Origin of the sequence: Salinimonas marina, assembly GCF_015644725.1 — a bacterium.
In the GTDB taxonomy this organism is placed as follows: Bacteria; Pseudomonadota; Gammaproteobacteria; order Enterobacterales; family Alteromonadaceae; genus Alteromonas.
Genome location: NZ_CP064795.1, coordinates 511,467 through 525,917, shown reverse-complemented (window position 1 = coordinate 525,917; position 14,451 = coordinate 511,467). Strand labels below are relative to the sequence as shown.

Sequence of the window (14,451 nt, the reverse complement as noted above, 5' to 3'; positions counted from 1 at the left end):
GCTTAAAATTCAAGCAATACTTTAAAAGTATCTCTGCCTGAATTGGTATGTCGGTGTTTACCGCGCCTGAAATTTGCCAATGTATAAAGGAATTATCATGAAGCTACGCAAAACAGGAATAGTGGCGGGTCTGCTGGCCTGCTCGGTATCACTACCGCTGACCGCCGCCCCTTTTTATCTGGGTGATGCCGCCAACTTTAATGCTTATATCTTACAGGATATGCATGGTCGCAATTCCGATGTTGAAGGCCGCCTGGCGGTGGCTGGCAATGTGGATATCAAAGACTATGGCATTGGCCTGCAATTGCCTGAAAATGCCACACAGCCGGTACTGGTGGTAGGCCAGGATGCCACCGTACGTGACGCCCGTATTTACCATGGCGACGCTACTGCCGGCGGCACGATTGATATTGACGATAGCGTTGGTTTATATGATGAGGGCGAGTTTAACAATACCCATCAGTTCTATGCAGATAGCAGTTTTGATTTTGCTGGCACGAATACGCAGTTGCTGGCTAAATCTGAGCTCTGGGGTCAGTATGAAGCCACTTCCAAGGTGCAGATAAACGGCGATGGCACCACCATCTGGGATTTAACCCTCACCGGTGATGCTGATATCAATATTTTTTCTATTGATGCGGCGGACTTTTCTTCTCCCAACAAAAGCCTGATCTTTGATGTGCCGTCCACCAGCTACAATATTATCAATGTTTATGGTGAATCCGTTGAATTGTTCAACACCGGCTTTCATTATGCGGATGGCTCGAAAATAACCGACAACCGGCCTGAAGATGGTCCTGCTGGTCGCCATACAGGACGGGTTACCAACAACCTGCTGTTCAATTTTGTGGATGCTACTGAGTTATTACTGCATGGCGTAGGCTTTAAGGGCAGTATTTTAGCGCCATTGGCCGACACCACGTTCTACAATGGCCATATTGACGGTCATTTTATTGTGGGTAATTTACAGACGCCCGACGGCGAACAAACCGGCCAGGTGAATGATTACCGGTTTGGCGACTTTGTTGATGTCAGTGAGCCAGGCACGTGGGCCGTAATGATGGCGGCGCTGGCCGGTCTGGGCTGGCGTCGCTGGTTAAAACGCAAAGCCGCTTAAGGCGGGATCTTCAAGGATCAGGGTATCGCTGGTCAGCCCCGCCGCTCCGGCCGGCTGCCAGCGTAGTTGTAATCCGGCCTGGGTGGCCTGATACTCCACCGCAAAATTTCGGCCCACAAAACCGGTTAATACCAGCTGGCGAGACAGTTGCCACTGAGCCTGTAGCGTCATTTGGCCGCTGATACCGGACCGCTGCCTGGCCTCTACTTCAGGGCCGGTTTCGGTAAGTGCGAAGCGCCGATAGCCCGATTCGTGGATCCAGCTATAGCCCACGCTTACCTCCCCTTTCATTTGCCATAGCCGGCCTTCACCGGTGAGTATTGCCGCACTGACCCCGCTTGCAAACAGGCTGTCCGGACTAAAATAGCCGCCCTGCCCTCGCGTAAAATCACCGGCATTGTGCTCAAAGCCTTCCCAGCTCACATAAGGCCCTGCGCGGACAAAATCCAGCGGGATATCCGAGTCAATCTGGATGGCTTTGCTTACCTCCACGCGCAGCCCAAAATGGTTATTATCAATGACCCGGGTGCCGGCATACCGGTCCGCTACTGTGCTAAGTGACAGGGCCCATTGGGGCATGATCACCCGGGAAAACAAGCCTCGCAATCCGGTTTTATATACCGCGCCCCAGGCTTCGGTGCGGGTTTGGAAATAGTTGGAGCCCAGGCTGAGTAAGCTTTGCGCCACGGGCTGATGATAAACAGTGACACCCAGGGTGTGGTCAGGGGCTAACCAGACCCCGCCCAGCTGCCCGTTCGGGCGGGCGTTAACCGGCTGATCGAGCAGGGTATACCCAAGCTGAGCATAGTAAGTGGCATTGTCGGTCTCGTATTTAGCGCTGCCAGTAAGGCCGACATCTTCAAAGCCGGTCAGACTGGTAAAGCTGTCTTGAACCTGCCCGTCACCAAACCAGCTTCCGGTCGCAGGGGCGCCACTGTAAAGCTGCTGATAGTTAAGTTGCAGCTGCCATTGCCAGTCTGCCAGGGTGTCGCTGATACCAATATAACTGTCAAGACGATCTAAATGACCCAGCCCCGCTGCGCCACTGCGATTATGGCTGGTGAGACCGGCAAACAGGGTCAGGGGTTGGGCACTAATTGCCTGCCGGGCAACCGGATGCTCAAGCTCCCGCGCCTGCCAGAATTGTTTACGCTGCCAGGCGTTACCGGCCGCTTGTTGCTTAACCAGACTGGCGACGGCGGGATAAAGCTCGGCAAACAGCATATGGCTGGCATAGGATTTCAGCGATTGCAGTAATCCCTGGGCATATACCCGGTTGGTCGGATCCCGGCGCAATAATCCATTAAACACGTGTTGGGCAGCATCATATTGCCCGGTGGCCAGTTGTGCCCATCCTTGCAGTTCTGCTTCGGCCGGGGTTAACGTGCGTCTTGTGGCAATTGCCCGGGCTTTATGCAGACTGCCGGGGTAATTTTTAGCGTTATACAGCGCGGCTTGCTGCATAGATAATTGATCAGTGCAAAATTGGGTTAGCCGGGGCGCCTGGGGGTACGCACAAGCTACAGCCAGGGCTTTGGCGGGTTGCCGGGTTTGTGTCAGGGTTAGCACCTGGCCATACAGATTATGCGTTAATTCGAAACGTGACATCGCGGCCTGAAAGTTCTGCTGCTCATAAGCCTGCCATGCTGAGTTGTCGATAAGCTTATCCAGGCCAAGATCCGGATAGCGGGTCTGCCACTGCTTCACCGCTGGCAGATTATCGTTGGTTAATGCCTGGCGGGTGAGTGCCGTAACACTGGCGATGATACCGTCGCCGGGTGATGTCGTCTTTACTGATGGTGAACCCGAAGTCCGCGCCCGTTCAAATTGGGTGAAGGCTTGCTGATACTGGTTTCTGGCATAGTATATCCAGCCCAGCAACACATGATATTCGGGCTCGCCAGCTGCGGCCGCTAACCGCGCTGCACTTGCAAGCGTGTCCTCAGAGGCGGTTTTTCGCTGAGCTTCAGACCACTTGCTAAGACGCCAGAATAATTGCCGGGTCTGGGATTTGGTTGCGCCCTCGTGCATCGTGGCTGTCTGCAGCTTAGCCGGTGATGTTGGTGGTGAAGCCGTGGGAAGCGGCATTTGTTCCAGGGCGGTGCGCAGAGCTGGCGAGGGCTGCCACTCAGGATATACCTGTTGTAATCGCTGAAATTCGGCCGCGGCTAGGCGGCGCTGCTGTTGCTGAATATGAAACCATACGCCCGTAGTGTCTGGTTGCTCAGCCTGCCCTTTGGGAAGCGCAACATCAGTGGTTGCATAATCGGTCACCACCTGGCCCGCACAGGGGAGTGTGCTGATACCCAGCACCATCAGGCAGATGACCGCCCGCATCATAACGTACCTTCTGCCAGATTCAGCTGACTTAGCATAATGAGGCTGGCAGAAAAGTAGTCGGTCTCGGGCCCAGGATGCAACAGCGGCATCTCCTGTTGTTGACCGGTTCTGAAATAGACCACCTGGGCAATTGCCTGCATGCCCTCACTCCAGCGATAATCTGCAATCTCCCCATTGATCAAATTCACTGTCGCCGGTACCACTTTGTAGCGCTTCCAAAAATCCAGATAAGGTTTTAGCAAAGCAGGATCAGAGGTTTTCTGCCAGGTTAAATGCAAAGGAATTCGACAAGCATTAAAGCCGTATTGCTGATTCACCGCCCCTTCCACCGTCAGCTCCTGCTCACTCAACCACATCCAATCGCCGGGTAAGCTTGGCGGCTGGCTGGCCACACGGGTCAATAATTCATGTCCTGAGCGAATCAGATCTTGCCATACCGGGTTATCAGTAAGTGTATAAAATGCCTCAAATGCCGGGAATACCCAGTAAGAAAGATTCAACTGCACCGCCCCCGGCCGGGTGAATCCTTCCACCCCGGGCAGTAACACCGTATACCCATGGGCATTGACCAGCAGTTGCTCTTCGATACTGTTTATAATGCGCAGCGCCTGCACACGGTATTGCTCAACTTCCCACATTTTACTGGCACGCAATAATGCCCATGCGATTAAAATATCACCGTCTGAAGCATTATTGGTATCATCAATACACGCCGCACTTTGCTGGGGACAAGGCCGGTAACGCCAGCTAAATAAATGGTCTTCGCGCTGCAGCGTCTGCCGGGTCCATTGCCACATCGCATCAAAACGCTTTTGGTCCCCAGCCTGCACGGCAAACAACATACCATAGCCCTGACCCTCGCTGTGCGAAACAAAATCGTTGCCGGTATCCACAATCCGACCTTCACGATAGAATTGCTCAACATACTGCTGCCAGTCATTTTCAAACGCGGTGGGTTCGCGTAACTCCTGACACGCACTAAGCAGCATCCCTGCAACTACCAATACGACGATATAACAGGTCCGCATTACCAGTCTTCCGTTACGGCCTGATTGCGCCGCCGCAAGAGCATCACCGCTACCGTGGTGCATAAAAGTATAAGTGCCGCTACCGCCAGCAACCAGTACCAGGGGTTATTAGATAACCATAAACGCAGTTCCAGCCAGCGATTATCTGGCTCGCCCAGCTCAAACTGTTGGGCCACCTGCATCGCCACCAGCGGTTGCTGCGCATCCTGCCAGCTGAAAAAGTCGCCGGCCATCTGGCCCCACAAGCTCAGACTGACCAAATCGTAAACCCGCTGTGTCAGAATTTCCGGGGTTTGCGCCGCCACAATATACAGGCTACCAGTGGAATCGGTGCGTGGATTCTGCAAAGCGCTTAGCACGCCCATCTCACCCAGCGTACTTTGCTGACTGGTAGTGCCGCTTAGCTGCAGGATCTCCTGGTTGGCTGAGCCGGTTAATTTATGAATACGGTTATGCAGCGCATTTTGCATTTTGTAGGGCCATTGTTTGGTGGCACTGAGCGAGGCGCCGTACCCGGTCGCCAAATCCGCCGGCAATTGTTCCGGCGTGGTCAGGACAAAGGCATTCCCTGACAAGGTCTGCGCTGTTTCATAAGACAAAAATAAATCAGGGATCACCGCGCCGGCAGTTTGGGCCAGTTTGCCCGCCAGCGTGAGGCCAGCCCCTGTCATTTGGTGGCTGGTCATATAAATGCCATTGGCATGGCTATCTGTGGTCTGTGCAAACGGATAGGCGGTTTCCTTAAATAAGGTCAGACTGGGCTGGGTCACCACACTCCCGGCCTCTGGCAGGGTTATCGCTGAACTGCTTTGCAGTTGAAACAGCATATGATTTCCGCCGACCTCATCACAGGCCTGGCCGGTCAGAGGGGCACGCATGGTCACCTCAAAATCGATGGTATTTTTGCCGCCCTGGAGGTAGCGCGCCGGCACAATGAGCTGATAGCCCCGATAGGCCTCACCATTCGGATTACTTAGTGGCCGGCCATGAACCAGTTCATCATTTACCATGATATTCATCATCGAGCCGGGTCCCACCGCGGCGCCATAGGCAAAGTCCAGCTCAAGTTTCACACTGGCACTTTCAGGAACATAAAAGTCGGCGGGCAGACGCAGTTCATAGGCCTTTTGGAACTTATTTTCTCCCCGAAAAACCACATCATTATAACCAATCTGCGCAAAGGTATAGGTATTGTCAGGCTTAAGTACATTGCCAGCAGACAACGCGGGGCCTGAGGTATCACCGGTCACCACAATACTGCGATCCGGATTTAGCGCATCGTCCATGATGCCCAGGGTTCTGGCCGCCTGCTGCACCTCCTCGGGAGTCCGTCCGGACACTATCAGGCGGGGGCTGGCGCCAATACGGGTACCCTCTTCCAGGGTGAAAGGCCGGGTTTGTTCAATACCGATAAAGGGCCCGTTGATTTTCTGCTGAATCGGTTTGTCGAGGTATTTAGCCAAGGTATCCTTTACCCCGACCAACACATGCAGCTCCTGACCAGCGGTTTGATTCAGATACCAGCTGCTTTGATAATATTGCTCTGTGAGTTTTTCGGTCCACTGCTGAGTTGCCGGCAGCACCGGCAAAGAGGTTTGCGGCGAGAGGGCCTGATGCTGAACTTTTAAAGGCGCATACTGACTGCGTAGCGCCAGCGCCTGTGCCACCAGTGGCAGCGCATGCGATACCACTCCGGGAGCTGCCTGCTCAGCACTGATAAGCATTACCTGGCGCTGCGCGCCAATACCCGGTCCAAAATAGCCGGCCAAATCCTGCAGCCGGGCGGTCTGAACCGAACGCTCGCTGGTCACCGTCAGGCTGGAGCGCTGTAAATCAATTTCACTCCACAATTCCGGGGCGCCCCCGTCCACGCACTGACTCGCATAATGATGACTGGCAGCAAAGGTCAGAGTATTGAAACCTTGGCGCCATAGCTGGGGCGGGATCTGCACCTTTGAGGACAGCTGCGGACGTTCCGGATCAAACATAATCTGCCCGATGGTCGCATTGTTAAAACGCACATTTAAAATAGAGCGGCGTTTTACCAGCGCCGCCGAACTCACCAGGGCGAGCTTGAGTGAGGCACTTTGTACCTGTTGCCGTCCCGCCAGTGGAATCGATAATGTGGCTTCATCACGCTTGCCCTGCAATCGTAATATGTCAGGCATTGCAGAATATTGGCTTAACGCTGTGGTTGAGGTTGTGGCCGCCTGACTATCGCCAAACAACACAACCCCAGCAAAAACAAACCAACTCGGTATAGCATGTTATTTTCCCTTTGTTATAACCCATTGCTGCCACAGCGCCTGTAGCTGCATGACAAAATGCTTGAAAACGGGCCGCAGGCTTACCCGCAAGACATGACGCACCCCGTATAAATATGAGATAGGCCGGGTACGCCGTCGCTGAAAACTTTGCCATCGGCGGCTATCGCCCATGGTGAACGCCACAATCTCGTTGCGAACAACTTCACTGGTACGCAGAAAACAAAAGCGCACCACCCCTGCGGCGGGATCATGAAACAGTACCCGGCACGGAATCGTCACATTGCGCTGCAGCGAACTCGACCAGCTAAGCAATTGCACCTGCTCGGGTAATGTCTGATGGCGGGCATGAATTTGGGCTTTACCCCCCCTAATGACAGATCCAGCATATTACCTACCCAGGCCCGGCCGTGTTCATCCCGTAGCGTGATGTCATCAGTGGCCGGCAAACGCGCCTGGCCCCGAATTTGTCGCTGCTCTATCAGCACACTGAGCACACTGAACAACAACAATAAGTTAAAGGTATTCCACAACAGCACCACCACGGTCAGATCGCGGGTTAACGGCTCGGCAGACACCCTATGTAACCCCACTATAATCCCGGTAATCACCAGTACAATCAAACCATAAAATATATTGGCTAACGGGGAAATATATTGCTGAACCAGACTTTCGCCTTTGGGGGTGACGACAAAAGAAGGCGCGCGAGGGTTTTTAAACACTTTTACCAGCGCCCGCAGGGTGAAAGTACATTGCAATATTTCATACAATTCGGAGACTAGGGGCCAACGGGTTCGCCCGAACAATAGGGTCGACAGCTGATAGGTGGCAATAACATGAGGCACCGTATAGGCCACAATTTCCTGCAATGAAGCATGATAAATCTGGAGCCCGAAAATAAGATAGGTCAACGGCATCAGCAAAAAGATTATCCGGGCAAAAGGAAACAACCAGAATAAAATAGAACTCAGGTATCCAAAGCGCTGCGACCACGATAACCCGGCGCCGCGGTACGGTTTTTTTAGCAGTAAAATCTGGGTCATGCCCTGGGCCCAGCGCATTCGCTGGGTGACAAACGCATGCAGGGTTTCAGGCGCCAGGCCACTTACCATTGGCCGGTTTACATACACCGACTCATACCCCATGGCATGCAGATCGTAGGCGGTTTCGGCATCTTCGGTAACCGATTCGCCTGACAAGCCATTGACCTTTTCCAGGTGGGCCCGGCGCAGCACCGCTGCCGATCCACAGAAAAAAGAAGCGTTCCAGAAATCCAGGCCTTTTTGAATTGTGCCGTAAAACATATCGTTTTCGGATGGCATCCGGGTGAAGGCCGAAAAATAATTACGCTCTACCGGATCGGGGTTGGCCATAAAGTGCGGAGTTTGCACCAAAAACACTTTCTCTTTATCAATAAGCCAGGGCACCGTTTTATCCAGAAAATCGGCAGTGGGGACATGGTCGGCATCCAGGATCACGATAAGCTCGCCATCGGTGTGCGGCAGCGCACTGTTGATATTGCCGGCCTTGGCGTGCAGGTTCTGCGCCCGGGTGTGATAGCGCACACCAAGCTTCAGGCATAATCGCTGAAGCTGTTCATGCCGGTGGCGGGCCCGCCGGGCGGCAACCACATCGTGTTGCTGGCGCTTTTGTTCGGTCCCCCATCATCTAATAAATGTACGTGTAACTTATGCGCCGGATAATGCATTTGCAACGCCGCTCGCAGCGTAACCTGTAAAATCTCGGGATCTTCGTTATAGGTGGGGATAAACACATCTACGGTGGGAAGTTGTGGTTCGCTATAGTTTTTCAGGCTGCGTTCAGGGCGGCTTAACGGAAAAATATTCACCACACAGCTGATCACATGGGTCAGGGCGGCATAGAGCTCTGCCAGAAACAACAGCCAGGCTGCAGCCAGAGATAACCAGTCGGCCGCATTAAGGGTGTACATGCCCCGCCACAAAATGTAGCGCACGGTAAGTGCAAGGCCTAACAACACCGCCAGTACCCGGAAAAAAACCCGATATTGTTTTAAGGCAGCGGCTTCATGACTGGCAAAGTAGATGAACACCAGAATACAACCAGCCACAACTAACTGTGCCAGGGCATCCATGGGCGCGGCCAGAGCGCCGCCTAACAACAACAAACAACAAAGAAAGAAACCGTTATAGCTCAGAAACCAGCGTCTTCCTGATTGGGTATTTTCCAAATCAGAGTTCCGTCAGAGGCACCCTTGTCACGGCTGTATAGGTACTGCGATCGATTAACACTAACGCATCGTCGGTGTATTCGACTTCGTGATTACTTTCGTAAAACTTGCGCGAAAGTGTGTCCCTGTGTCGCCGACATTCCTTACTGCGTAGTACGGCGTATGGCAATATTACCAGGCCAATCATCAGCGCGGTTGCTTCAAGCACAAATACCCATGCAGCTGCCACTGGTGCCAAATACAATGAAAATCCTAAAACCAATGTGCAGGCCACTATAATCGCGTAAGTGAGCGCACGCAAGCGCTGCGCCCTGTGCATTTGTTGCTCGGCATTCAGCAGTTTACGCAAACGGCTATTCCAGCGTAACTGCAGACTGTGAGTGCTGGGCTGGCCATCATGCAGGCGTACCCGTTCGCGCCCGAATAAGGGGGTAACCTTATCGTGGCTGGCTGGAAGGGATGGAGCTGCACTTTCTTTGGAAAACATCGCGAGAATCTCAAACTATGAGATTCTTATTGTAGGCAACCCGGGCGCGGCAATAAATTGCTTAGAAAATACACGGTTATCCGAAACAATACGCTTTGTATACTTTGGTATTAGCTATCGCGAACGGCTAAATTTTGGCAGTTCGTTTGCCTGGTACATCTTCATCGCAATACTGGTCAGATTGCTGATATTGAACAAGGTCCCAAAAATACTGCCCACCAGCACCGCGTAAGTCAGCCCCAGTAACTCCGCCAGCACAAACCAGCGACGAATATTTTTGGCATCCTGCAAGATAATGGAGCCGATAGTAAAAATCAGCGACGACGCATAGGCCACAAAGATGAGGGGCCCGTGCTCAAGAATAAACCATTCCAGCAGCAAAAATGCGATATTCAGGGCCACAAAAAAATACAGGATGGCCCGGCTCCGGTATTTCAATGCGACCACATTGCGGACACTGGCCATCAGACAGCCGACCCCGGCAGCCATTGCCTCCAGCATAAAAAAGTGAACACTTACACTCAGCAAAGCTATTGCAGATAGTGCCCTGTAATGATTCGCATCATTTTGGCGATAGCCAATAAAATTAAATACCAGCGCGACGGCGCCAAAGGCTTCTGCCACCCAATCTGTCATTGTGGTCTGGTCGGTTAATAAAATTGATAACCGCTAATACGCTTAAAATCCCGAAATCGGTTGCTGTCAGGCGAAATCAAAATGCCAGATAAAACGGCTGACACAAGCTTTTGTAAGCAGCAGTATATTGATTGTTGCTATCACGAATATACAAAGGTGTTACACAATCGGCCATGGCAACTTCAGGTACATGATCATTACCCCCTGCTGGAACCGCGCTAAATTGTAAGGCCACAGCGTGCGCAGGCTTACCCTCGCGATGGTGCAGCATCAGTGCCTGCTGTAAGCGCAAATGATGCCGGGCCGCCAGCTGAACAATTTCGTTAAACCGGGTGGCCGGGTACAAGCAGCAGCAATGGCCCGCTGGGGTAAGCTTTTCGGCGACCCAGCTAAACAGTTCCGCAGGCGCTAACGCGTCATCGTGCCGCGCACGTTGACGCGCCTTTGTCTGGGCCAGATGAGTTCGCTGTCCGACCCCGGCCTGGCTAAAATAGGGCGGATTACAGATGATCAAATCGTAGCGATGGACAGAGGTAAACTGGTGCAGCGCGCAATGCTTAATATGGATTCCCCGTGGCCAGGGGCTACCTGCGACATTATCACGGCTTTGGCGCACCGCACCGGCATCCACATCTAAGCCGGTGACCGTCGCCGCATCAGGCAGCCGTTGACGCAACATCAAGCTCAAAATGCCACTACCACAGCCGATATCCAATGCGTTATGGACCTGGGCGACCGGCGCCCAGCTGCCTAACACCAGGGCATCGGTACTGACCTTCATCGCACAGTGCTCATGGCCGACAAAAAACTGCTTACACTGAAATCCTTTGGCCATGCTTAAAACCGTTGCTGCAGAATCATTTTTGCTGCTACCTCGCTGGCATAAGCTGGCCGGTATTTACGTAATTTACCCACCAGCACTTTGCGCAGTACCGGTGCCAGTTTCTGACCAAGATCTTCCAGTGGCCGGGTGGCATGGCGGGCTCCTAACAGCAGCGACGGGCGTACCGCTGTTGCATGGTGTAATAGCGGCATACGCATGATGGCATTTTCCAGCTCGCCTTTTACCCTAAGGTAAAAATTTTTGCTGCGGGCGTTGGCCCCCACACTGGAGATCCACACAAAGCTATCGCAACGCTGCGCGCGGGTCAGCTGAGCGGCGATATGAATGTACTCAAAATCTACTTTGCGAAATGCGGCTTTGGTGCCCGCCTGTTTCAAAGTCGTTCCAAGACAACAATACACATGGTTAACAGTGAAATAACCCTCATAATCCTGCAACTGGCCGAAATCAATGACCATGGGCTGCAGTTTTCTGTCAGGATCGTCAAACACAGCGGCAGGCATCGGGCGTCGCAGTAAACAGATAACGCGGCTATAGCGCGCATCGGTTAACAGCTGCCGGACGAGCGCCTGACCTACCAGGCCGGTGGCCCCTAATATTAAAGCGGTTTTATTGCCTGTCACCTTGTGTCATCCTTTTAACTACAGATAACTATCACAGCGTAGAGCGTAGATAATAATGAAAAAAGCGTTAATGATTGGAGCCTTTATGATGCTCAGCAACGCCGTTACGGCGAAAACCCTCACTATCGAACGAATATTTGACTCACCTTCATTAGATGGCAACGCGCCACGTAATCTTAAAGTATCGCCGGACGGACAGCGAGTGACTTTTTTGAAAGGTAAGGAGTCGGACTACGAACAACTTGATTTATGGGAATACCACATCGAGTCTGGCCAAACCCGCATGTTGTTCGACTCAGCTGAGCTGGCATCTGAAGAGCAGGAATTATCTGACGAAGAAAAAGCCCGACGCGAACGCATGCGTTTATCCGGCACCGGCATCGTCAGTTATCAGTTTTCTAAAGACGGTTCAGCGTTATTATTCCCCTTGGGTGGCGATGTGTATTTTCACAAGCTGGGGCAAAAAGGCGCTAAGCAACTGCTGGATACCGAAGCCTTTGAAACCGATATCCGGCTTTCTCCCCAGGGTAATTTCATCTCATTTATCCGCGACCAGAATCTGTTCGTAAAGAATATCGAAACCGGCGAAGAGAAAGCCATTACCACCGAAGGTGGCGATGCGATTAAAATGGGGATGGCGGAATTTGTCGCCCAGGAAGAAATGGGTCGGATGACCGGTTACTGGTGGGCGCCCGATGAAAGCCATATCGCGTTTACCAAAGTCGATGAAAGCCCGGTGGATATCATCACCCGCTCAGAAATTTATGCTGACGACATCAAAATGATTGAGCAGCGCTATCCTAAAGCGGGCACCCCCAATGTGGACATTTCCCTGGCGGTCCAGAATATTGAGTCCGGTGAGCGTCGGTGGGTTGATTTAGGCGAAAATAAGGACATTTATCTGGCTCGCGCAGACTGGATGCCGCATAGCAAAACACTGACTTATCAGTGGCAGACCCGTGACCAGCAGACCCTTGAGCTAAAGGCGTATAATATTACCACCCAACAGCAGACGGTGTTATTAAAAGAAACCAGCGACACCTGGGTAAACCTGCACGACGATCTTACCTTTCTGGATGACTCTGAACAGTTTATTTGGACCTCTGAACGCGACGGATTCAAACACCTGTACCTGTTCAACAATGATGGCAGCCTGGTCAGACAGCTGACGTCCGGCGACTGGGTAGTCGATGATATTGAAGCTATTGATGAAGCCAAAGGTCTGGTGTATTTCAGCGGCCGCAAAGACACGCCATTGGAAAGCCATCTGTATAAGGTGAACCTGCAGGGCGAGAAGGTAGAGCGTATCTCTAGCCGTGATGGTTACCACTCTGTGAGTTTTGCCTCCGACGCCTCAATCTATGTTGATCAGTTTTCCACTGCGAACCGCCCGCCCCAGGTAAGTCTGCATCAGGCCGATGGTAAACAGATTACCTGGCTGGAAGAAAACAAGCTGGATGACAATCATCCTTTAACACCATACCTGAAAAACTGGCACGAGCCTGAGTTCGGTACGCTGCAAACCGAAGATAATGCCACCCTGTACTATCGCTTGTACAAGCCACAAAATACCGATAAAAAGCACCCTGCGATTGTGTATCTTTACGGTGGCCCCCATGCCCAAATGGTCACCAACCGCTGGGGCGGCAACCGGAGCCTGTTGCTGCAGTACTGGGTAAACCAGGGTTATGTGGTATTTACGGTCGATAACCGCGGCTCAAACTACCGGGGTAAAGGCTTTGAAGATCCTATCTACAAAAAAATGGGCTCTATTGAAGTTGACGATCAGGTCGCCGGTGCCAAATTCCTGCAAAGCCTGCCGTATGTAGATGGTGAGCGCATTGGGGTGCATGGCCACAGCTATGGTGGCTATATGACGCTAATGGCAATGTTTCAGGCGCCAGAATATTTCAAAGCTGGCGTATCCGGGGCGCCGGTTACCGACTGGCGGTTGTATGACACCCATTATACTGAACGGTATATGGGCAACCCTAAAACGGATGACCAGGCCTACACCGATGCATCGGTATTTCCTTATGCCAAAGATCTTAAAGGAGATTTACTGATTTATCATGGTATGGCCGATGACAATGTGCTGTTTACCCACAGTACTCGTTTATACAAACATCTGCAGGATGAAGCCATTGTGTTTGAAACCATGGATTATCCAGGCAAAAAACACAGTATTCGCGGTAAACAAACCGGGATCCACCTGTATAAAACCATCACTAACTTTTTCAATCGCAGCTTACAGATAGAAAAATAAGTGCAAAGTGACCATGCTATTTAGCACGTGTCAGCGGGTATAAAAAGGGGGCCACATCTGGCCCCCTTTCTTGTGGTTCCAGGGCAGATTAAAACAGCATGTTAGCCAGCATTTTCTGGACCCCTACGGCAGCCGACTTCCCAAGCTCTACCTTTTGGGGCTCATCCTGCCCGACACCCAGATCCTCAGCTCCGAATCGGTATCAAAATGTCCGGCGGTTTCCACACTAAACTGGGTAATGGATTTGTACGGAATAGACAGGTAGTTCACCTTACGTCCGCTTAATCCCTGCTTGTCGATAAGTATGACTCGCGCCGAAGTAAATACAATCAGGTCGCGAATCAGCCGGTAGGCAGTGGTAATTTGTTCACTATCGCCGATGATCGGTTCCAGCTGTTCCCGTACTTCTTCTACATCAACCTCGCTGGCATTGCCCATAAGGGTGTCTAATAATCCCATAACTTTGTCCTTCTGCCTTATGCACCCTGGCGGGCGCTTGTGTGAATCCTCAGTACGGTTAGTATGTTATTTACCCAGCAGAGTTGCAACATATGGCTTATGCCGATAACAGCAACTCACCGTGGGGGTATGCCGCCGGTCAGCCTGGTTGCACCGTTCCCGGGAACCGATTATGTTA

The 14,451-nt window shown here is 52.2% G+C and carries 12 protein-coding genes and 1 pseudogene; 2 read left to right on the top strand and 11 right to left on the bottom strand.

Annotated elements, in window-relative coordinates; genetic code table 11:
- Nucleotides 1-97 precede the first annotated feature (97 nt).
- On the top strand, nt 98-1,117 hold the full coding sequence (locus IT774_RS02305; RefSeq protein WP_195811160.1) for a choice-of-anchor A family protein: 1,020 nt from the start codon (nt 98-100) through the stop codon (nt 1,115-1,117).
- Here IT774_RS02305 and IT774_RS02300 read toward each other — a convergent pair.
- The 10 genes from IT774_RS02300 to IT774_RS02265 all read right to left on the bottom strand — a co-directional run bounded on the left by IT774_RS02300 (nt 1,097) and on the right by IT774_RS02265 (nt 11,548).
- Entirely contained in the window at nt 1,097-3,457 is a 2,361-nt protein-coding gene (locus IT774_RS02300) for a cellulose synthase subunit BcsC-related outer membrane protein (RefSeq protein WP_195811159.1), read from the bottom strand. The two genes, IT774_RS02305 and IT774_RS02300, sit on opposite strands and share 21 nt — an antisense overlap.
- Nucleotides 3,454-4,485, bottom strand: a complete 1,032-nt coding sequence (locus IT774_RS02295; protein ID WP_195811158.1) for a glycosyl hydrolase family 8 — start codon at nt 4,483-4,485, stop codon at nt 3,454-3,456. The genes IT774_RS02300 and IT774_RS02295 overlap by 4 nt, the downstream gene beginning before the upstream one ends.
- Nucleotides 4,485-6,716, bottom strand: coding sequence for a cellulose biosynthesis cyclic di-GMP-binding regulatory protein BcsB (locus IT774_RS02290; RefSeq protein ID WP_269749784.1), 2,232 nt, complete (start codon nt 6,714-6,716; stop codon nt 4,485-4,487). The genes IT774_RS02295 and IT774_RS02290 overlap by 1 nt, the downstream gene beginning before the upstream one ends.
- Before the next feature lie 36 nt (nt 6,717-6,752).
- Nucleotides 6,753-7,031, bottom strand: a complete 279-nt coding sequence (locus IT774_RS17225; RefSeq protein ID WP_232365091.1) for a hypothetical protein — start codon at nt 7,029-7,031, stop codon at nt 6,753-6,755.
- Entirely contained in the window at nt 7,028-8,314 is a 1,287-nt protein-coding gene (locus tag IT774_RS17220; RefSeq protein ID WP_232365090.1) for a glycosyltransferase family 2 protein, read from the bottom strand. Before IT774_RS17220 ends, IT774_RS17225 begins: the two co-directional genes overlap by 4 nt.
- Nucleotides 8,315-8,322: 8 nt before the next feature.
- Nucleotides 8,323-8,958: a hypothetical protein gene (locus IT774_RS17215; RefSeq protein WP_232365089.1), complete on the bottom strand. Its 636-nt coding sequence runs from the start codon at nt 8,956-8,958 to the stop codon at nt 8,323-8,325.
- 1 nt (nt 8,959) lies between these two features.
- The gene (locus tag IT774_RS02280; protein WP_195811156.1) at nt 8,960-9,445 is read right to left on the bottom strand and encodes a hypothetical protein; all 486 of its coding nucleotides are present in this window, start codon (nt 9,443-9,445) and stop codon (nt 8,960-8,962) included.
- Between the two features lie 114 nt (nt 9,446-9,559).
- Entirely contained in the window at nt 9,560-10,081 is a 522-nt protein-coding gene (locus IT774_RS02275; protein ID WP_195811155.1) for a YgjV family protein, read from the bottom strand.
- Nucleotides 10,082-10,157: 76 nt separating this feature from the next.
- On the bottom strand, nt 10,158-10,916 hold the full coding sequence (locus tag IT774_RS02270; protein ID WP_195811154.1) for a tRNA1(Val) (adenine(37)-N6)-methyltransferase: 759 nt from the start codon (nt 10,914-10,916) through the stop codon (nt 10,158-10,160).
- Between the two features lie 2 nt (nt 10,917-10,918).
- Complete coding sequence (locus IT774_RS02265) at nt 10,919-11,548, bottom strand: NAD-dependent epimerase/dehydratase family protein (protein WP_195811153.1); 630 nt, start codon at nt 11,546-11,548, stop codon at nt 10,919-10,921.
- Nucleotides 11,549-11,603: 55 nt separating this feature from the next.
- Here IT774_RS02265 and IT774_RS02260 point away from each other — a divergent pair, with 55 nt between their 5' ends.
- Nucleotides 11,604-13,814, top strand: coding sequence for a S9 family peptidase (locus IT774_RS02260; RefSeq protein ID WP_195811152.1), 2,211 nt, complete (start codon nt 11,604-11,606; stop codon nt 13,812-13,814).
- A gap of 88 nt (nt 13,815-13,902) precedes the next feature.
- Here the strand turns inward: IT774_RS02260 and IT774_RS02255 are convergent.
- A pseudogene (locus IT774_RS02255) lies at nt 13,903-14,273 on the bottom strand (PH domain-containing protein).
- Nucleotides 14,274-14,451: the final 178 nt, after the last annotated feature.

Coding starts and splice junctions, on each gene's coding strand:
- IT774_RS02295 (WP_195811158.1), bottom strand. CDS start 4,485: ATGCGGACCTGTTATATCGTCGTATTGGTAGTTGCAGGGATGCTGCTT.
- IT774_RS02300 (WP_195811159.1), bottom strand. CDS start 3,457: ATGATGCGGGCGGTCATCTGCCTGATGGTGCTGGGTATCAGCACACTC.
- IT774_RS02275 (WP_195811155.1), bottom strand. CDS start 10,081: ATGACAGATTGGGTGGCAGAAGCCTTTGGCGCCGTCGCGCTGGTATTT.
- IT774_RS02270 (WP_195811154.1), bottom strand. CDS start 10,916: ATGGCCAAAGGATTTCAGTGTAAGCAGTTTTTTGTCGGCCATGAGCAC.
- IT774_RS02305 (WP_195811160.1), top strand. CDS start 98: ATGAAGCTACGCAAAACAGGAATAGTGGCGGGTCTGCTGGCCTGCTCG.
- IT774_RS02260 (WP_195811152.1), top strand. CDS start 11,604: ATGAAAAAAGCGTTAATGATTGGAGCCTTTATGATGCTCAGCAACGCC.
- IT774_RS02280 (WP_195811156.1), bottom strand. CDS start 9,445: ATGTTTTCCAAAGAAAGTGCAGCTCCATCCCTTCCAGCCAGCCACGAT.